This is a genomic window from Vibrio jasicida 090810c (assembly GCF_002887615.1).
Taxonomy (GTDB): domain Bacteria; phylum Pseudomonadota; class Gammaproteobacteria; order Enterobacterales; family Vibrionaceae; genus Vibrio; species Vibrio jasicida.
The window spans coordinates 900255-920268 of record NZ_CP025792.1; the positions used below are offsets into that span (position 1 = coordinate 900255).

Below are 20014 nucleotides of genomic sequence, written 5' to 3' on the forward strand. Positions count from 1 at the left end.
TTACGGACGTTGAAAGGTCATATGCACAGCACTGATGGTTCGAGCTAAAAAGCCCCCTTCACAATAGCTCAAGTAGTAGCGCCACATTCGTACAAATCGGTCATCGTAGCCAAAGCTTCTGACTTCATGCTCTGCTTGATTGAATCGGAAATGCCATTCATTAAGCGTTTTCGCATAATCTAGACCGATATCGAACAAATCTCGAGTCACCAAGTCACTGTGCTTGGTTGTCGCTTGTGTTAACGATGTTACCGAAGGTAGAAAGCCCCCAGGGAAAATGTACTTTTGAATAAAATCGACGTTGTTGCTGTAGTAATCGTAACGCTGGTCAGCAATAGTTATCGCTTGAATGGCCATCAAACCACCTGACTTCAGCAAAGATTCACATTTCTTAATGTACGACGGCAAGAACTGTTTACCGACCGCTTCGATCATTTCAATAGAAACCAGCTTATCGTACGTTCCGGTTAAGTTTCTATAATCTTCTTTCAGCAGCGTTACTTTGTCTGTTAAGCCACGCTCTTTGATTTTCTGCTCAGCGTAAGCGTGTTGCTCTTCAGAGATGGTTGTCGTCGTGACTTTACAACCGTATTGCTCAGCCATGTAGATCGCCATAGCGCCCCACCCTGTGCCAATCTCGATAACATGATCGCTAGGTTTGAGTTCGAGCTGTTGGCACAAACGATCCATCTTATTGATTTGTGCCTGTTCCAATGAGTCGCTCTCTTGGTTATACAGTGCTGATGAATACAGCATGTTGGTGTCAAGAAACGCTTCATAGAGGTTATTACCCAAATCGTAATGTGCGTGTATATTCTTGCGCGAATTCTCTTGAGAGTTTCGGTTTGTCCAGTGACTAAATTTATACAATATCTTAGTCAACCAACTGCCTTGCTCTTCAAGTCTATCGAGGGCTCGCATGTTGAGCGCCATTAGCTTCATCAGTGCAGTCAAATCTGGGCTATCCCACCAGCCGTCCATGTAAGCTTCACCCGCTGCAATGCTCCCGCCTTGCAAAATGCGGGAGTAAAAACCAGGATGCTTCACCTCTATCGTTGCGACGACGGGCGAACCTTTGTAATCACCATTTGGTGTAGAAAATCTCTCACTGCGCTCGGTTGTTTCTGTCTTAAAGCTTTCAATCACAGTTAAGCAGCCGATTTCCATTTTCTGTAGACACTGAAAAAGAACCCCACGAGCCGCTTTTTGTGTCGTCGTCAATTCTCGCGGCATCGCCATAGAAGTCGTATTTAACATGCAGAGTTCTCCTTATGCTTATTATTTTTCTCGTCTTCACTCACTTGCTCAGGTACAGCTGTGTCTGGTTGAGCATACTTAGGGTGTGAGTAAAAAGGCGCGCCTTTAATCCAGAGTTTTAGTGCGTGCCAATAAATGCCAACCATTACTTTTACCGTTTGAATCGGTGTAACGATCAAGCACTTAAGTAAGCTTTTACTCAAAAAAGGTTGCCCTTTCATCGCCATCGTCGCGTCAAAGTGTTTTTCGCCTTTGTGACACTCGAGATGGATATTAAGTTTGTCGGTCAACGGTTTTATCTTCCAATGGTAACGCTGGTCGATAGGGTTAAATGGCGAGACGTGAAATGCTTTGTCTTGTTCCCAACCAAAGTGTTCATCATCCTTATCCGCAGCAACCGCGTAATAATGGCATTCATTCCAAGGGGTATTGCTCACTTCTGCGAGAAGGTACTGCCATTCGCCTTTATCATCGTAAACGTAGTAAAAGTTCACAGGGCTAAAATAAAGACCGAGATAGCGCAAGTGGCAAACAGCAATAACTTTCCCCGAACAACGAACACCGGTTAATGTTTCAACTTTGTTTTGTACTGCTGATTTAATGCAACCTTCACCAATGTAATCGCTGCGCTTGAAACGAGCCCAGTGCCACCAACGTGAACCAAAGCCCCATACATTCTTCTCTAACTCGACAAGCTCATCGACATCAATCGCAGGCATGAACAGAGAGTAGTTCAGTTCATGCTTAACTGGGGTAAATCGGCGATGACGAACATTGCCAATAAATAGTCTGCTGTTCATCTCGCTCCCCATATCATGCCGCGCCTTTTTCAAAAGGAACCACATTTTGAGCGCGGTACTTTTCTTCCAAGCCTTTCACTACGTCAAGTGCACTACGTACACCATCTTCATGGAATCCGTTGTACCAATAAGCGCCACAGAACCAAGAGCTTTGCTTTCCTTGTATCTCATCTTTGCGCTGCTGCGCTGCTATCGACTCCGTGGTAAACACAGGGTGATGATAAGTGAATGAGCGTAGAATCTTGTTTGGGTTGATTTGATTGCTACTGTTCAACGTTACGCAAAACGTATGCTCTGATTGAACGTGCTGAAGAATGTTCATGTTATAAGTCAGCGAAGGTAGACGTTGCTGCTCGCCGTCACTGCCATCCAACAAATAGTTCCATGCCGCCCACGCCGCTTTGCGTTTTGGCAACAAACTAGTGTCCGTGTGTAAAACCACTTCATTCGCTTGATAAGTCATATTGCCCAAAATATCTTGTTCTAGAGGCGAGATTTCATTGAGCATTTTCATCGCTTGATCACTGTGACAGGCGAAGATAACGTCATCAAACCAATACGTCTCGCCATGTACATGAACACCCACACCGTTGTCACTTCTAACGACTTTCTCAACCGGGCTATTGAGTCGAATTTTATCTGCAAAGCCTTTGGTCAGTGGTGGGATGTAAGCGCGCGAACCCCCTTTTATTACATACCATTGCGGTCGGTTCGTCACATCTAACAAACCGTGGTTTAAGAAGAAACGTAAGAAGAACATGAGTGGAAACGCACGCATGTCCGCTAACGTCGACGACCAAATCGCAGCACCCATCGGCAATATATAATTGTCAGAAAAGAAAGGACTGAATTTGTGCTCGTCAAGAAACTCGCCCAGCGTCTGTGAATCTGTTGATTGCTCATTGGCAAAACGTTTTGCCAGCTTGTTGAAGCGAAGAATTTCGAAAATGAAACGATAAAATTTGGGGTTTGCCCAGTTACGCTTTTGCGCAAACAGCGTTGAAACCGTATGGCCGTTATACTCTAACCCGTTGCTGTCATTTCGTACGCTGAAACTCATTTGTGTTGGTAACCCTTCCACACCTATCTCGTTCATCATTTGGATGAAATTAGGGTAAGTACGGTCGTTGTAAACGATAAACCCAGTATCAATAGCGTAGTCTTTGCCAGCAACGTTCACATCGACAGTGGCGGTGTGTCCACCAATGTAGTCGTTGGCCTCAAATAACGTCACGTCATGTTCTTTGTGTAAGTAGTAACCGCAAGTCAGGCCAGAAATACCCGTTCCAATAATCGCGACTTTTTTTCTTCCTACCGTGTTCATGCTTCTTCCTTCTTATGAGACGAGTTTTGCGGTGAGCCGAGCTTGCCAGCTGTATGGAAGCAACGAGATAAAACGTAGTATTCCGGTGAACCTCGCTGGGAAATAAATATAGCTTTTGCCTGCATCCAATTGTTTTCTGATGGCTTCAGAAGCCTGATTGACCGAGATAATCATCGGCATATCAAACGTGTTTTTGTCTGTTAAAGGGGTTTCTACAAAGCCAGGAAATACGGTTACGACTTTGATGCCTTTCGCTTTCAAATCTACGGCAAGTGTGCGTGCGAAATAACTGACAGCAGCTTTCGATGCTCCGTAGGCTTCAGCGCGAGGCAGCGCGATTTCAGAGGCAATAGAGCCGACGATCACAACACGGTGGCCACGTTCGAATTGCGACTGGCACGCTTCGACACAATTCGCGACACCAACGACATTGACGTTCATAACACGCGCCATAAGTTGTGCATCTACCAAACCGTCATCCATATATTCACAGTCACCCGCATTAAACATCCATGTCTCAGGGGTAAACGGCAACGCATTGAGTGCGGTCTGAGTTTGTTCATAGTCAGTTATATCAAATCGCAATGTAGCGATATTTTGAGATGAAGCTTCTAGCTCTGACAGAACCGCTTGATTCCGACCACAAGCGATCACCTTCCATCCAGCTAGGGCGTAATCGAGTACGAGTTGTTTGCCGATACCCGACGTTGCTCCAGTTATCAAAACCGACTCTGTCATTGCCCTAACCTCTGCTTAATGGTTCTCACTACTGACCCTAGCAAAGGTAAGTTTTCATAAAGCATCTCACCCAAATCGAAATAGTCTCGGTGATAAATAACCTGTCCCTCGCAAAATTTAAGGTGCGATACGCCGTTAACAAGGATCGGGGCGCCTTTCTGCAACTTTGGATGCTGAAGATCCATCGTCCATGTCAAGAACCCAGTTTCTCCAACTTGTTGGTGATCATGAATAACAAAGTCGCAGCGTATTACATTAGAATATAGCGACTGAAAATAATCAGAAAGCGCAGGCCATCCCTCTAGGCGATGAGCAGCATCTTCAAACACCACATCCTGGTGGTATACCCCTTCAAGCAAGTGCAAATTCGCTTTGCTCAACTTCTGATATATGTTGCCAACTGACTGAATGTCCATTTCTATACTCCTACGCTACTTCAACAGTTGTACAAAATTATTATATGTACAAGATAGACCAAACAAGAAAAGTTGTACAAAAATATTTTTGTATAACTTTGTTTCTGTAGAGTGATACGTGATGAAGTACGGTAGCGATCAACAGACACAAAAAAAGGCTTGGTTAAAAAACCAAGCCTTTTCATAGGATTAACTATTTATCTGCTGAATAATTACGAGCAGTTAGTATTGTTGGCTACGAAGTGCAGCAATGCGCTTGTCTAGTGGTGGGTGGCTCATAAGAAGCTCTGTGATAGATTGCTTACCATTGATACCAAACGCCATCATTGTGCCATCTAGTTGAGATTCATGGCTCATCTTCAAGCGCTCAAGCGCAGCAATCATCTTCTCTTTACCGACCAATTGAGCAGCACCCGCATCAGCGTGGAATTCACGGTGACGGCTGTACCACATGGTTAGGAAGCTTGCTAGGAAACCGAATACCAGTTCTAGCACCATTGAAATACCAAAGTACACCATCATGTTAGTGCCTTGGCCTTCTTCATCATCATTAGATGCCACGATGTTTGCGATAAAGCGAGACAGGAAGATAACGAATGTATTCACCACGCCTTGCATCAATGTCATGGTTACCATGTCGCCATTAGCAATGTGACTCACTTCGTGTGCCAATACTGCTTCAGCTTCATCACGCGTCATGTTGTGTAACAGACCAGTAGAAACCGCAACCAGAGAGTCATCACGCTTTGCGCCTGTCGCAAATGCGTTGATATCTGCAGCATCGTAAATTGCCACCGTTGGCATACCAATGCCCGCTTGTTGAGCTTGACGACCAACAGTTTCCAACAACCAATGCTCAGTCTCATTACGTGGGCTCTCGATGACCATACCGCCAACAGAACGTAGCGCCATGCCCTTCGACATCATTAATGAGATAAACGCACCACCAAAGCCGAACACTGCGGCCATGACAAGTAGACCAGACAGACTGCCTGGTTGCATTCCAGTTACAGCGTAAACAATATTCAGAACAACACTAAGAACCAGCACAACGGCTAGGTTAGTTGCTAGGAATAACATAATTCGCTTCATTACTTTTCTCCGAGGAAGCTTATCGTTTTTTAGAACAGGTTGTTTTTCAAGACACCTATTTTTAAAACGGATTATTATAAGAACACCTTGTTATAAGAAACAGAACGCTACAAAAGGCATTTCTGCTTGGTTTTGTGTTCCGTTGCGTTATAGATATAGTCTATCCGCGATAAAAACAAGGTTAAGCAATAAATTGCAACATTTGTTTTCGAGACTGAAATAATACACACCTTTTTACACTCTTAAATCAGTACTTTATCGTCGGTATAGACTTTGGTCTTATTGTGCGACTTTCTGTACATGCTAAATTCGGGTCAGATGAACGAAACGGAGCATGCTCTAAAGGACAATAAAGCAGCTCTAAACTTCCATGTCTTGAGGGAAAAATCATGGTAGAAACTAACGACTATCAAATGGCTATCGATTTACTTTGCTGTCACCTAGGTATCTCAGAGGATGAGGCAAAACAGCAACTGGGTATTTCAACAGAAGCTCAAATGGCAAAACGTGTTTCTGAAACACAGTCGGCTTTGATGGGTCTGAGCCAAGAAAAATAACCAGAATCGTTATTTGTTATTCAGACACAAAAATTTACATGAAAAAAGGGCTGCATGATGCAGCCCTTTTGATTTCTGATAAAAAGTCAGCAGCTAAACGTTCAGTAGCGGGTCCACGTTGATGTATTTGCCCAACTCTTTACGTTTTGCACTCGGGATATAAGGGATCTCACCGAGTTTTGGTGCATCTAGGCGTTCTTCAAGCATATCAATGATTTCTGCGTAGTGCTCAGTGCCCGGATTTACTCGGTTTGCTACCCAACCTACGAGATTCAAACCATCCGCTTTGATGATCTCAGCAGTGAGCAAAGCATGGCTCAAACAGCCCAATTTAATACCGACAACCAATACAACGGGTAACTGCTCTTGCTGTACCCAAGTCGACAAGCTATCTGTATCAGACACAGGAACACGCCAACCACCAGCCCCTTCCACAAGAACAATGTCTGATTGCTCTTTGTGTTGAGCCAATTTATCACTCAATACTTCGTACTTAATTTCTACATGTTCATGCTTTGCGGCGATGTGAGGAGAAGCAGGTAATTCCAAAGCGTATGGGTTTACATCATCGTACGCGATATCTAGCGTTGCCGCTTTTTGCAAATGCAACGCATCAGAATTACGCCAACCTTGCTCAGTTTTATCGCTTCCTGCTGCCACTGGTTTATAACCAATAGTATTTAGCCCTTTTGCCGCTAATGCTTGCAGAATGGCTTTAGACGCTACGGTTTTGCCTACATCAGTATCCGTACCAGCAATAAAAAAAGCATCAATCATAGATGTATTACTCCAAAACAAACCTGATAACTTGCAGGTAGAAGACCTTGATCATTTCTAAATGCTTGGTACGCGCCCTCAACTTGCAACAAAGTGCGACGGCTCGTTAGGCCATGTGAGCGCCCGCTTACGTGATTTGCACCAATGCCTTTGAGATCACGCATGACAGAAAACGCTGAATCGTACCAAACTGTGATGGGGGTCAAGTCTAGATGATGGTTGTGGCACCAAGATTGCGCTAACGCAATTTTTACCTGATTGTGGGTAATAAAGTTATTCACGTGTTGATATGCATCAATTTTTGACCACGATTCGCGCAACTCATACAGAGAGCCATCCATTAGTGTCGAAAAGCAGCCAGTGCCTCCCTTTTTTAACACACGACGAATTTCTCTAAGTGGGTAACTGAGATCCGCACACCACTGCAATGCCAAGCTGGAGAAAACATAATCAAAACTATCGTCCTCAAAAGGCAAATTTTCAGCATCAGCTAACTGGTACTGCATTCGGTGTGCACCACAACGCTGCTTCGCTTTATCTAACATAGCTTGTGAGATATCACCACAAACCACTTCGGCGCCACGTTGTTGGAGCACTTGAGAGAAGTAGCCCGTACCACACCCCAAGTCTAAGACTCGTTTATTGGTTAAGTCGTCAGGCAGTTTTTGTAATAGTCTTTGTCCCACATCACGTTGAAACGCGGCATGCCGGTCGTAGGTATCTGCTGCTTTGCCAAAAGACGACGCTATTGCCTCTTTATCTTGAAGGAAATTGTCTAACGCAAAGTGCTCTGCATTATCCATTACTGCGCTCCTAATGCTTGCTTCAGTGCCATTGAAAGCGTTTGTATTTGTTCTTTAGTGTGATTGGCCGTCAGTGTAATTCGGAGTCGTGAGGTCCCTTTTGGAACCGTTGGTGGGCGAATCGCGCTCACCCAAATACCGTTTTGACGACAAGCGCTTGCAACCTGTAAGGCCAGTTCCGATTCACCAATCATAAATGGCTTAATCGAAGTTTGCGTTTCGACAAAACCGTCGAGATCGTTGAGGCTATCTCGATAAACTTCGCTAAGTTCTATAAGCTTTTCACGTCGCCAAGACTGCTCTTGAACCATCGAGACAGCATGTGTCAGCGCGTAGGCTTGTGCCGGAGGCATTGCTGTGGAATACACATGGTGACGAGCAAACTGAGTTAAAAAGTCTCCCGTTGCGTGATCACATAGAATGGCAGCGCCAGACATTCCAAATGCCTTGCCGAAGGTAACGATCAATATATCGGGCTTAACCATCGCTAATTCACAAGAGCCACCACCAGATTCACCAAGAACACCAATGCCATGAGCGTCATCGACAGCAAACCAAGCATCATGACTGCGAGTGACTTCAGTTATATCGCTGAGCGGCGCACAGTCACCGTCCATGCTGAATACCCCTTCAGTCACAACTAGATGGTTGTCTTCACTATTCAACAGCGATTTTAGATGCTCGATGTCATTGTGCTTGAAACGCTTCATCTTAGCTGGTGACAACGCCCCAGCCTCCATCAAAGACGCGTGGTTCAAACGGTCTTGAATCAATACGTCTGATTTTTCTAACAAGGTGAACAACAAGGCTTGATTAGCACTGAATCCAGAGCCAAACAGAATTGCTCTGTCGTAGCCCAACCATTCGGTCAGTGCGGCTTCTAAATTGCTGTGTGCTGCACTAAAGCCAGTCACCATTGGTGATGCTCCACTGCCACTTCCGTATACGCTTAAACCTTGCTGCCATGCACGAACGAGCGCTTGGTCGTTTGCCAAGCCCAAATAATCATTACTTGAGAAATTAATGTAGCGTCTGCCTTCGTGTTCCAAAACGGACTGGTTACCGGCAAACACCACATTCATAGAACGATTTAACCCTTGCGTTTTACGCTCAACAAGGGCGGATTCGATACGAGATTTAAACGCTGGCATCGTAGAAAAGATCGCCTTTAGTCGGACGTGCCGCAACGCGCTCTACGACGCGATCCAGCAACTCGTTTTCTTCGATTTCATCAGGTTTTTGAGACACCTCTTGGCTGTTGATGCCGAGCTTGTTAAACAGCATCATGTCCTTGTCTTCAGAAGGGTTTGGCGTGGTCAGAAGTTTGCAGCCATAGAAGACGGAGTTTGCACCAGCCATAAAGCACAGCGCTTGCATCTGCTCGTTCATATCTTCACGGCCAGCCGATAAACGAACCGCAGACATAGGCATCATAATGCGGGCAATTGCTATCAAACGAATAAAGTCAAAGGGCTCAACGTCATCCACTTCTTCCAGTGGTGTGCCCTTCACCTTCACGAGCATATTGATTGGCACGCTTTCCGGATGTGTTGGTAAGTTAGCCAGTTCCACAAACAAACCTGCTCGGTCATTGGCACTTTCGCCCATGCCGATAATGCCACCAGAACAGATCTTCATTCCGGCATCACGTACGTGAGACAGGGTATCTAAACGGTCTTGGTAAGTACGTGTGGTAATGATGTTGCCGTAAAACTCAGGTGAGGTATCAAGGTTGTGGTTGTAGTAATCCAGACCAGCGGTTGCCAGTTGCTTAGCTTGATCTGGCGTTAACATTCCAAGCGTCATACACGTTTCTAGACCCATGCCCTTCACACCTTTGATCATGTCGGTCAAATGCGGCATGTCACGCTCTTTCGGGTTTTTCCATGCTGCGCCCATACAAAATCGGGTTGAGCCAGCGTTTTTCGCTTTTTGTGCAGCATCGAGTACACGTTCAACTTCCATCAGACGCTCTTTTTCGATGTCTGTGGTGTAACGAGCACTCTGAGGACAGTACTTACAATCTTCTGGACAAGCACCTGTCTTAATCGACAGAAGCGTGCTTACTTGAACATGGTTGGTTTGTTGATATTGACGATGTACAAGCTGCGCTTCGAATAGGAGATCCATGAATGGTTTTTCCATGAGATCGCGCACTTCAGCATGCGTCCAGTTATGACGAACTTCCACGTGTATTCCTTTAGTCACTTTTGTTGTTGTGTTGACAGTCTACTGAGTCTCGATAAACTGTCAACACAACACAAAAGAACAAAGTTTACATCTGTTTATTTTTTAATCTTAATTATTATTGGAATCGCACATGGATCTCGCCTTCGACCGCCAGCATATCTGGCATCCTTACACTTCTACATTGACACCTCTGACCTGCTACCCAGTAGAATCCGCAAACGGTGTTCACATTAAATTGGAAGACGGTACAGAGCTTGTCGATGGCATGTCTTCTTGGTGGTCGACGATCCACGGCTACAACCACCCGCACTTAAATCAGGCCGCTCACCAGCAAATCGATCAGGTCTCCCACGTGATGTTTGGTGGTATTACCCATCAGCCAGCAATCAGTTTGTGTAAGAAGTTGCTATCTCTTGCACCAATTAATCTTGAACATGTATTCCTTGCCGACTCAGGCTCTGTTGCTGTAGAAGTCAGCTTGAAAATGGCGCTGCAATATTGGCATGCGAAGGACGAACGCAGGCCAAAGTTTCTTACTTTGCGACACGGTTATCACGGCGACACCTTCGCGGCAATGTCGGTTACCGACCCAGATAACTCGATGCACTCCCTCTATAAAGGCTTTTTACCTGAGCATATCTTTGCAGAGTCACCAACTTGTGGCTTTTGGGATGAGTGGAAATCAGAAGATCTTGCTGACTTTGAGCACAAGATTGAAACGCATCATCAAGAACTCGCTGCGGTGATTCTAGAGCCTATCGTTCAAGGCGCCGGCGGTATGCGTATCTACCATCCAGAATTTCTCAAAGGCGTGCGTAGGCTTTGTGATAAACACGGTTTGTTATTGATTGCAGATGAAATCGCAACCGGATTTGGGCGTACCGGTAAACTGTTTGCTTGCGAACACGCAGATATTCAACCAGACATTTTGTGTGTTGGTAAAGCACTCACCGGCGGCTACATGACCCTCTCTGCGACTCTGGCGAGCAAACACGTTGCGGATACCGTTTGTGGTGGTGACGCTGGTTGTTTTATGCATGGTCCAACCTTTATGGGTAACCCACTCGCCTGTGCTGTTGCCACTGCAAGTTTGGAATTAATTGAACAAGGTAACTGGCAACAACAAACTCAACAAATAGAAACGCTGTTTTCTGAATTACTACCAAAACTTGAAGAATACGACTTGGTTAAAAACACCCGTTGGTTGGGTGCCATTGGCGTTGTAGAAACGCATCGCCCAGTGAATATGGAAACCATCCAAGCACTGTTTGTTGAGCACGGTGTTTGGATTCGTCCATTTGGCAAACTGATTTATATGATGCCGCCATTTATCAGCAAGCCGGAAGATATTGAGAAATTAGTTAGCGCGATTGATGCGGCGCTTCAACATCAAGATTGCTTCGCTTGATACGTTCTCGACTAATACAAAGAACAAGTTCAGTGAATAAATGCTAAAACGGTTTGAGTATACAACTCAAACCGTTTTCTCTATTCACGTGATAAAAAGTAAAGTTAACGCAGTTGGCTGTCTTTACTCGCTCGTCGATTAAATAATGCTTGGCGTTGAGACACCAATTCGATTGTTGATTGACATTCGATACACAAACGAACGCCTTTCATTGCAAGACGACGCGCTTCCGGAATCTCATCACCACACTCATCGCAATAATGGGCGCTCTCACCCTTTGTGATACTGCCACGAACACGGGAAATTTCGTCGTCTATTGTGTTTTGAATTTGTTGGCTGACGCTATCGTCGTTTGCCCACCCTACGGCCATAAGCCCTCCTCGTTACTTGAATGAGAAAATCTACTTACCGTGGTAAGGTGGATGATTATATCGATTACAAATAACAAGATAATTAGGGTAAATTCGAAAACACTATTACACTTTGGTAATAATCATTCTGTAATCTCTTGGAAAAGCAATGCAAGGTGACTCATACTCCCTTCCTCGCATTCAAAATACTGCGTTTGCTCAGGCTCTCTCAAAGTAACACTGAGTATCTTCTCTACCTCATCAAACTCCTCGCTGAAGTACTCACTGACTAATATGACGTGCTCACCAATACTAAATTCCAGAGACTTCTCATCTACCAACGCTCGATGGTAATGTTCGACACGATAATCTTGAGGTTTTATCCGCTGTAAAACTGGGCTTTGATTGGCAATAGACTTATTAAAGATAAGCTCGCCTTTGCCTTGCTCTATCGAAATACTAAAGTTCATAGTTTGACTTACCGCGCATTCAAAGACTTTTCTATGCGAGGTGCTAGCAACAGCAACGTGCTCATCATAGCAATACTTAAACCCCAAGTGGCCACCAATCGTGTCATTACCATTCAGCCAACACAGTAAATCGCGCTTGCTCAGACATGCGAGTTAATACATAGCCGTGTGAAGAAGAATACGAGCCACTGAGTACACTATTCTCTTTCTCAATAACGACATCCTCGATGCCGTCAGCGTTGTAATCACCTTTTGCTACAATCGTAACGACTTGAAAGCCATCGGTCGCGTCGAAGTACTCTGCTCTCACTTCACTGGAGACATGAGTTCTTTGGATATGGTCTGCTTCATCCCACGTTGATAGTGTCTTTGCTTTCTCAGCGCTTTCGTTAGAAATAACAAAAGCAAGCGCACTTGGAGCTAAACTAGGAAAGCTATCATCTAACTTAAATTTCGATATATATGAGCGCTTAGAGGCAGCTAACTTTGCCATCTCACTCCATGTTTGACACTGAGTTAAATACGCTTTAAACGCGCCGTATTCATAAGCTTTAGCCGCAGTAAAGCCCGCAGAGTTTGCAGTAGCTAAGTCTTTGCAATTAGACACCGATTCAGTGTCACCAGCCGCACTTGCCAACTCAAGCTCGTATCCCCAGTCGAGTGAATTACGAAGCTGCATATTTTCTTTTGAAGGTTGCACTATTTCGCGCGCAAAAAAGCGATCGGTTCGCTCCCGATCTAAATATTGAGGCTGGATAAGTTTACTTGCGATAACACTCTCACTAACGAGTAAGGTAAGCGCAAAAGTTACGAAAAATGGAAGATGATTTACTGGCATAACGTTTAACAATAAGGGCAAATGAAGCCATTACCTTGTCACGTTGAAAACCACTTAGAAAAATATCATTTGTTACGCACTATCAGATTCTGGGCGAACTCATCATTAAACGGTGCATTAATATACAAAACAGTACGTTTTCACTCGACGCAGATAACAAAAAACCCAGCACTAAGGCTGGGTTTTGTTGTTCTAGTGGTTAATGAATTAACCGATGTGCGTTGCGCCCGCCATGTACTTCTGAAGTACTGTAGGGATTGCAATACGACCGTCTGCTTCTTGGTTGTTTTCTAGAATAGCAACCATGGTACGACCTACAGCTAGACCAGAACCGTTTAGCGTGTGCACAAGTTCAGGTTTCTTCTCGCCTTTACGACGGAAACGAGCTTGCATACGACGAGCTTGGAAGTCCCACATGTTAGAACATGAAGAGATTTCACGGTAAGTTTCTTGAGCAGGAACCCACACTTCTAGGTCGTAAGTTTTACGAGCGCCGAAGCCCATGTCACCTGTACATAGAACCACTTTACGGTAAGGAAGCTCTAGAAGTTGTAGAACTTTCTCAGCGTGACCTGTCAGTTCTTCTAGCGCGTTCATTGAATCTTCTGGCTTAGTAATTTGTACTAGCTCAACTTTGTCGAACTGGTGCATACGAATCAAACCACGTGTATCACGACCGTAAGAACCGGCTTCTGAACGGAAACATGGCGTGTGAGCTGTCATCTTAAGTGGTAGATCCGCTTCATCAGAAATCGTGTCACGAACTAGGTTCGTTACAGGTACTTCTGCTGTCGGGATTAGAGACAGTTTACGTGGTTCTTCGTCGTTTACTTTTTCTACTAGCGGCTCAGTGTGGAAAAGGTCTTTACCAAACTTAGGAAGCTGACCAGTACCGAATAGGCTGTCAGAGTTAACTAGGTAAGGTACGTACATTTCAGTGTAGCCGTGCTCTTCTGTGTGAAGGTCCAACATGAACTGAGCGATCGCACGGTGTAGACGAGCAAATTGGCCTTTCATCACGATGAAACGTGCACCAGTGATCTTAACTGCACTTGCGAAATCAAGACCGCCACCCATTTCACCTAGGTCAACGTGATCTTTCAGATCGAAGTCGTAAGTCTTTGGCTCACCCCAACGAGAGATTTCAACATTGTCGTTTTCATCTTTGCCATCTGGCACTTCATCTGCTGGGGTGTTTGGTACAGAAAGCGTGAATTCGTCTAGTTGAGCCATTACTTGCTCAAGTTCAACTTTCTTCGCATCAAGATCGCTACCTAGCGTACCGATTTGTTTCTTGATCTCTTCTGCGCCTTCTTTGTCGCCAGCCGCCATTTTTTGGCCGATTTGCTTGGAGATGGAGTTACGCGTGGATTGTAAATTTTCTACTTCTACTTGAATGGACTTACGTTGTTCTTCAAGTTTACGAATAGTATCTACGTCTAGCTTAAAGCCACGACGCGCCAGTTTAGCAGCTGTTTCATCCAGCTCTGTACGAAGTAATTTAGAATCCAGCATTGTTAATCCTATGCTTTTTGTTGTGAAATCACGCGCACTTTCCAAGCGTACGCGTTAAAAAAATTTACTGAACAAATGTATCCAAAAACGCCTACTTTTCATAGCGCTTTTGTGGGCTATTTGCGTCTAAAGTAGCCAAGTAATCTAACTTTTCGCCGATTTTGGTCTCTAGACCACGATTTGTCGGCTGATAGTACCTACGATCGCCCATTTCAGGTGGCAAATATTGCTCACCAGCAGCGTAAGCGCCAGGCTCATCGTGAGCATAACGATACTCTGCCCCATAACCCATGTCTTTCATCAAACTGGTTGGTGCATTTCTAAGGTGATGCGGCACTTCATATTCAGGTAAGTTATGAGCGTCTGTGAGCGCTTGTTTCCACGCCACGTATACCGCATTACTTTTGGGCGCACACGCTAAGTACACGATCGCCTGTGCAATAGCACGTTCACCTTCTGCTGGACCAACACGGGTAAAGCAATCCCAAGCAGACAGTGCCACTTGCATTGCGCGAGGGTCAGCGTTGCCTACATCTTCAGAAGCAATCGCCAACAAACGTCGAGCAATGTACAAAGGATCACAGCCAGCAGCAATCATACGCGCAGACCAATACAGCGCAGCATCCGGGTTTGAGCCACGGATCGACTTGTGTACAGCAGAAATAAGGTCGTACCAAATATCACCCTTGTTATCGAAACGGGAAACCTTCTCTCCCGCCACTTCAGCAAGCAGCCTCAAGGTTATCTCTTTTTCGCCTTGCTCGTTGTCCTCTGCCATATCGTAAAGCAGCTCAAGATAGTTGAGAGACATGCGAGCATCACCGTTTACGAGTTCTGCTAGGCGGTCTAATACGTTATCAGCAAAGTGTGCGGGCGTATTTCCCAAGCCGCGCTCTTTGTCACTGATCGCTTGGTTCAACGCTAACGAGATTTCATCTTTGTCGAGAGACGTCAGCTTGTACACGCGAGCACGAGACAACAATGCGTTATTCAGCTCAAACGATGGGTTTTCTGTCGTCGCTCCAATAAAGGTAACCGTGCCATCTTCAATATGCGGCAAAAACGCGTCTTGTTGAGATTTGTTGAAGCGATGCACCTCATCCACGAATAGGATGGTACGACGGCCCGCCATTTTGTTCTCACGTGCTTTCTCGATAGCAGCACGAATCTCTTTTACGCCTGAGGTCACAGCTGATACACGCTCTACTTCTGCGTTGGCGTAGTTTGCCGCCACTTCCGCTAGCGTCGTCTTACCTGTGCCCGGAGGCCCCCACAGAATCATGGAGTGAATATGCCCAGCCTCTAACGCACGGCGTAGCGGCTTACCAGGACCTAAAATGTGCTGTTGACCGATGTACTGTTCAATCGTTTCCGGTCTCATACGTGCAGCAAGGGGACGAAAATCTTCGTCCCCCGAGAAATCTAATGTGTAATTGCTCACTACCTATTAATTCCTTTGGTCATCCACTTCCACACCATCTGGAATTGTGAATGTAAATCTGTCTGCTTTGGGTTTACCAAGCTTCACATTGTTGAACGTGAACAAGCCTTTTTGCCCATCTTGTTCCACTACATTGAAGCCTTTTACCACACCTTTGGCATCAATATTAATCTGGAATTGACCTTGTGTGGAGTCTACCGCCGTAGGAATGAGGGTGAATTCGTCACCTTTTTGCGAAATCTTGTAGTTATCCCAATCACTTGCACGATTACGAGTTAACAAAACAAATGGCGTTTGCTCTGTTGCTTGCTCTTGCCAGTAGATACTCACTTGCTCGATAAATGGGCTGTAGTACCACAACGTTTTACCGTCAGAGACAAGCAAGTTCTCATCCGGGAATGTGGTGCTCCAACGGAACAGACTTGGACGAGAAATTTCAACCGTTCCTTTCCCTTCCATGACGGTTTCACCTTCAGGACTGATGACCTGTTGAGAAAAATCCGCACTGAAGCCTTCGTTCATCGCTAGGCGTTTGCTTAGTTCATCTTTTGGAGACGCTGCATGTGCAGTTGAAAAGAGAGAGAAGCTTAAAACAAGCGCAGAGAATAGTTTCGCTGAAAATAGTTTTTTCATTCAGATACCTATCAGAGGGTCAAAGACCTAGAGTTGCTCACCTCAGTTGGACTGAGGTGAGTAAGACAAGTTCATTAATCTTTTGGTGGCGCAGGAGCAAGGACTTCGCGGTTTCCGTTATGGCCAGGCGCGCTCACGATGCCTTGTGCTTCCAGTTGCTCTACGATACGCGCAGCTCGGTTGTAACCAATCTTGAATCGACGTTGAACGCCCGATACAGAACCGCGACGAGACTGAACGACGTGTTCCACAACTTGATCGAACAAAGGATCGACTTCTTCGTCAGATTCCATTTGTTCACCCGGTAGTAAAGCTTCAGGACCTTGGTCACCGCTGATGATTTCATCAATGTAGTTTGGCTTACCGCGCGCTTTCCAGTTATTTACAACCGCGTGAACATCATCATCCGATGCAAAAGCACCGTGAACACGTGTCGTATGGCTAGAACCAGGCGGTAAGTAAAGCATATCACCCATACCAAGTAGCGACTCTGCGCCACCTTGGTCAAGAATGGTACGTGAGTCGGTCTTCGTCGATACCGTAAACGCAACACGAGTTGGGATGTTTGCTTTAATGAGACCAGTAATTACATCAACCGATGGGCGCTGAGTCGCAAGGATTAAGTGAATACCTGCTGCACGAGCTTTCTGAGCAAGACGCGCAATCAGTTCTTCAACTTTCTTACCCACAACCATCATAAGGTCGGCAAATTCATCGACAACCACAACGATGTAAGGCAGTTTTTCTAGCAGCGGCGGCTCAGTATCCATACTGTCGCCTTCTTGCCAGAATGGGTCGTGAATTGGGTGGCCAGCATCTGCTGCCATCTTCAACTTCTCGTTAAAGCCTTTCACGTTACGCACGCCCAATGCAGACATCAGTTTGTAACGACGCTCCATCTCGCCTACACACCATCGTAGTGCGTTAGACGCATCTTTCATATCAGTTACAACTTCAGAAAGAAGATGAGGAATACCTTCGTAGATTGAAAGCTCCAACATTTTAGGGTCGATCATGATGAAACGCAGATCTTCTGGAGACGCTTTGTAAAGCATACTCAAGATCATCACGTTTACACCGACTGATTTACCAGAACCAGTGGTACCAGCAACCAGCACGTGAGGCATCTTCGCAATGTCGGCAATCACCGCTTCACCCGCGATGTCTTGACCAAGAACGACCGTTGTTGGTGACGTGGCTTGTTCAAACTGAGGGCTACTGATTACATCAGATAGAAATACCGTCTGACGACTCATGTTAGGAAGCTCTAGACCGATGTATGGTTTACCCGGAATTACTTCAACAACACGCACGGCCATAGCAGAAAGTGCACGCGCTAAGTCCATTGATAGACCAGAGATTCGACTTACTTTCACACCCGGAGCCAAATCTAGCTCAAAACGAGTGATAACCGGACCTGGGTAAATCCCAACAACGTCCGCTTTGATTTTGTAGTCTGCAAGCTTGGTTTCAACCAAACGAGCCACTTGTTCTAGCGCATCACGATCAATAAAGTTTTCACGTTTCTCAGGGTGGTACAACAATTCAAGAGTAGGCAGTGGCTCTTCTGGTACTGGCAAGTTTTGATCTTGCTGTACCAAGAACGGGTTTTGCTTCGCCGCGACCTTCGCTTGAGCACTCGAGACCAGATTTTGGAACGCTGCTACGTCTTGATCACCTTCTTGAACCTCTTCTACCTCAACTTCTTGAGGAGCAGGATCAAACGTTGCCGAAGGTGCCTGCGGTTGAGGTTGAACGGCAACTTGCGGTTGGACATTCTGAGTTGGTGCTACCGTTGGTTGCTGTGGTTCAGCGTGAACAGGTTGAGCTTGATGAACAGTTTGCGGTGCTACGAATTCATCTTCTTCATCCAATACATCAAAGTTAGAAATCGTTGGTTCGATGTGTTGGTTCGGCTCTGTTTGTTCAGTGATGTTATCAAGAGAAGCCGAATCAATCATTGGCTCTTCTTGCTGATGTACTGTGTCTTGAGCAACATAAGACTGCTGAATTTGCTCCGCTTCGAACTGCTCGTATTCAGTGTACATTGATTCATGCTCAACAGGCTCAGACACAAACGGTTCAGTTTGAGCGGTCTGCTCAGGTTGCACATACGGTTCTGCCTGAACGTCAATTTGAGGTTGAACTGGCGCTTGGTATGAAGCTTGTTCTGATTGCGCAGCATAAGCAGGCTGAACAGGTGTCGGCTCAATAGGTTGCTGTATCGGCGCTGCGACATTTTCTTGTGCAACTGGCACTGGTTGAACTTCATCCGCCCAGTCATCCGCTTGTTGTGCCGCGGCTTCTAACTCTTCAATCGTGACATTAAGTTGCTTAGTGCGTTCAACCGTTGGGTCCACGTTGTCAGTGTTTACTGCTTGAACGGGCTCAACAGGCTGTGCTTGAACAGGTGCCGCTTGAGCAGCAGTTTGAGCAATAGAGGCAGGGATAACAACTGACTGCGGAGCAGGCTCGGCCGGTTTCGGTGAAACAGACTGAGATGTAGCTTGTTCTGCCGCCGCGGATTGAGGCATGTAGATTGGGTACTCATGCGCAGGGACCGACTCTTTTGGTTCATCCACTTCGTACGCGGTTAAGTGCGGTAGCGGCTCATCTTCCAGATCGTCACCACGACGTTTCGTCATAACACGATCGTCAACAAACTCATCCAATTGTGGTTCTAGTGTTTCTTGCTCTGAGCCACGTGCCTTATTAGTGACTGCAGCAATCAGACCCAAAGCGCGATCGCCAAGCCACTCGACAATTTTTAACCAAGAGATACCACTAAATAGCGTAAAGCCTGCGCCCCACAAGAACAGTAATACCAAGGTTGTGCCAAGCACATTCAACGTTGGTAACGCGAGACTCGTCAGCACATCACCAACAACACCGCCAGAAGAGAAATACCAAATGTCGTCAAAGTTAATGTCTGCAAGACCACAGCTGGTAAGAATAAGGATAACTAAACCTAATAGACGGGTTCCCCACAGCATTAGGTCAATTGGATCGTCCTCTGAGCGTTTACGACAGATCACCCATGCCCCTGCAGTAAGCAAGAATGGCAGTGGGTACGCGAGGGAACCAAATGTGAAAAATAGCGTGTCGGCAAGCCAAGCGCCGAACAAACCACCAGCGTTATCGATCTCTCCGCCCCAAGCAGTTTGGGACCAAGACGGATCGGCTGGGCTAAACGTAAATAGTGCAACGGCCAACAATACCGAACTAAGAACGCCAACGATAAAGCAGCACTCTTTTAAGCGTTGGAAGCCATTAAGACGCGAAGACTGAGGCTCTTCACTGGTTTTGATGATGGTTTCGACTTTCTTTGCGTTCTCTTTGAACATAAATCAACTTGAATATGGAAATGAATTAGGAATAAGCAAAACATTCCGAGCGGCAAAAGCC

At 45.7% G+C, this 20014-nt stretch carries 18 protein-coding genes and 1 pseudogene; 2 read left to right on the top strand and 17 right to left on the bottom strand.

What is annotated here, in order from left to right; genetic code table 11:
- The 6 genes from C1S73_RS04260 to htpX all read right to left on the bottom strand — a co-directional run bounded on the left by C1S73_RS04260 (window position 1) and on the right by htpX (window position 5627).
- Entirely contained in the window at window positions 1–1257 is a 1257-nt protein-coding gene (locus tag C1S73_RS04260) for an SAM-dependent methyltransferase (protein ID WP_038867078.1), read from the bottom strand.
- Entirely contained in the window at window positions 1251–2069 is an 819-nt protein-coding gene (locus C1S73_RS04265; protein ID WP_038867076.1) for a DUF1365 domain-containing protein, read from the bottom strand. Before C1S73_RS04265 ends, C1S73_RS04260 begins: the two co-directional genes overlap by 7 nt.
- A gap of 1 nt (window position 2070) precedes the next feature.
- Complete coding sequence (locus C1S73_RS04270) at window positions 2071–3381, bottom strand: NAD(P)/FAD-dependent oxidoreductase (protein WP_038867075.1); 1311 nt, start codon at window positions 3379–3381, stop codon at window positions 2071–2073.
- Window positions 3382–3393: 12 nt separating this feature from the next.
- A complete protein-coding gene (locus C1S73_RS04275) occupies window positions 3394–4119 on the bottom strand; it encodes an SDR family oxidoreductase (protein WP_038867073.1) in 726 nt (241 codons plus the stop codon).
- Window positions 4116–4535: a nuclear transport factor 2 family protein gene (locus C1S73_RS04280; protein WP_038867072.1), complete on the bottom strand. Its 420-nt coding sequence runs from the start codon at window positions 4533–4535 to the stop codon at window positions 4116–4118. Before C1S73_RS04280 ends, C1S73_RS04275 begins: the two co-directional genes overlap by 4 nt.
- A 222-nt stretch (window positions 4536–4757) precedes the next feature.
- Window positions 4758–5627, bottom strand: coding sequence for a protease HtpX (htpX, locus tag C1S73_RS04285; RefSeq protein ID WP_038867070.1), 870 nt, complete (start codon window positions 5625–5627; stop codon window positions 4758–4760).
- Window positions 5628–6016: 389 nt separating this feature from the next.
- On the opposite strand from htpX, the gene C1S73_RS04290 reads away from it, so the two are divergent.
- Window positions 6017–6184, top strand: a complete 168-nt coding sequence (locus C1S73_RS04290; RefSeq protein WP_095759866.1) for a hypothetical protein — start codon at window positions 6017–6019, stop codon at window positions 6182–6184.
- Between the two features lie 93 nt (window positions 6185–6277).
- On the opposite strand, the gene bioD is transcribed toward C1S73_RS04290, so the two are convergent.
- From bioD to bioB, 4 genes are read right to left on the bottom strand one after another with little or no spacing between them, the layout of a single operon-like run.
- Entirely contained in the window at window positions 6278–6961 is a 684-nt protein-coding gene (bioD, locus tag C1S73_RS04295; protein ID WP_038867069.1) for a dethiobiotin synthase, read from the bottom strand.
- Window positions 6958–7764 (bottom strand): malonyl-ACP O-methyltransferase BioC, encoded by an 807-nt coding sequence (bioC, locus tag C1S73_RS04300; protein WP_038867067.1) that lies wholly within the window; start codon window positions 7762–7764, stop codon window positions 6958–6960. The genes bioD and bioC overlap by 4 nt, the downstream gene beginning before the upstream one ends.
- Window positions 7764–8915, bottom strand: coding sequence for an 8-amino-7-oxononanoate synthase (bioF, locus tag C1S73_RS04305; protein ID WP_038867065.1), 1152 nt, complete (start codon window positions 8913–8915; stop codon window positions 7764–7766). Before bioF ends, bioC begins: the two co-directional genes overlap by 1 nt.
- Complete coding sequence (gene bioB / locus C1S73_RS04310) at window positions 8902–9954, bottom strand: biotin synthase BioB (protein ID WP_038867063.1); 1053 nt, start codon at window positions 9952–9954, stop codon at window positions 8902–8904. Before bioB ends, bioF begins: the two co-directional genes overlap by 14 nt.
- Before the next feature lie 130 nt (window positions 9955–10084).
- On the opposite strand from bioB, the gene bioA reads away from it, so the two are divergent.
- Window positions 10085–11362 carry an adenosylmethionine--8-amino-7-oxononanoate transaminase gene (bioA, locus tag C1S73_RS04315; protein ID WP_038867061.1) on the top strand — a complete coding sequence of 426 codons (1278 nt, stop codon included), beginning with the start codon at window positions 10085–10087 and terminating at the stop codon, window positions 11360–11362.
- Window positions 11363–11466: 104 nt separating this feature from the next.
- Here bioA and C1S73_RS04320 read toward each other — a convergent pair whose 3' ends face one another.
- From C1S73_RS04320 to C1S73_RS04350, 7 genes and pseudogenes are all read right to left on the bottom strand, one after another.
- Complete coding sequence (locus tag C1S73_RS04320) at window positions 11467–11733, bottom strand: DksA/TraR family C4-type zinc finger protein (protein ID WP_005437185.1); 267 nt, start codon at window positions 11731–11733, stop codon at window positions 11467–11469.
- Window positions 11734–11855: 122 nt separating this feature from the next.
- Window positions 11856–12295 (bottom strand): annotated as a pseudogene (locus tag C1S73_RS04325) (hypothetical protein).
- The gene (locus C1S73_RS04330; RefSeq protein ID WP_227740524.1) at window positions 12289–12861 is read right to left on the bottom strand and encodes an ATPase; all 573 of its coding nucleotides are present in this window, start codon (window positions 12859–12861) and stop codon (window positions 12289–12291) included. Before C1S73_RS04330 ends, C1S73_RS04325 begins: the two are co-directional and overlap by 7 nt.
- 366 nt (window positions 12862–13227) lie before the next feature.
- Complete coding sequence (gene serS / locus C1S73_RS04335; protein WP_038867058.1) at window positions 13228–14535, bottom strand: serine--tRNA ligase; 1308 nt, start codon at window positions 14533–14535, stop codon at window positions 13228–13230.
- A 91-nt stretch (window positions 14536–14626) separates the two neighbouring features.
- Window positions 14627–15916 (bottom strand): replication-associated recombination protein A, encoded by a 1290-nt coding sequence (locus tag C1S73_RS04340; protein ID WP_239032711.1) that lies wholly within the window; start codon window positions 15914–15916, stop codon window positions 14627–14629.
- A 66-nt stretch (window positions 15917–15982) separates the two neighbouring features.
- A complete protein-coding gene (lolA, locus tag C1S73_RS04345; RefSeq protein ID WP_038867055.1) occupies window positions 15983–16609 on the bottom strand; it encodes an outer membrane lipoprotein periplasmic chaperone LolA in 627 nt (208 codons plus the stop codon).
- Between the two features lie 74 nt (window positions 16610–16683).
- On the bottom strand, window positions 16684–19953 hold the full coding sequence (locus C1S73_RS04350) for a DNA translocase FtsK (RefSeq protein WP_038867054.1): 3270 nt from the start codon (window positions 19951–19953) through the stop codon (window positions 16684–16686).
- Window positions 19954–20014 lie beyond the last annotated feature (61 nt).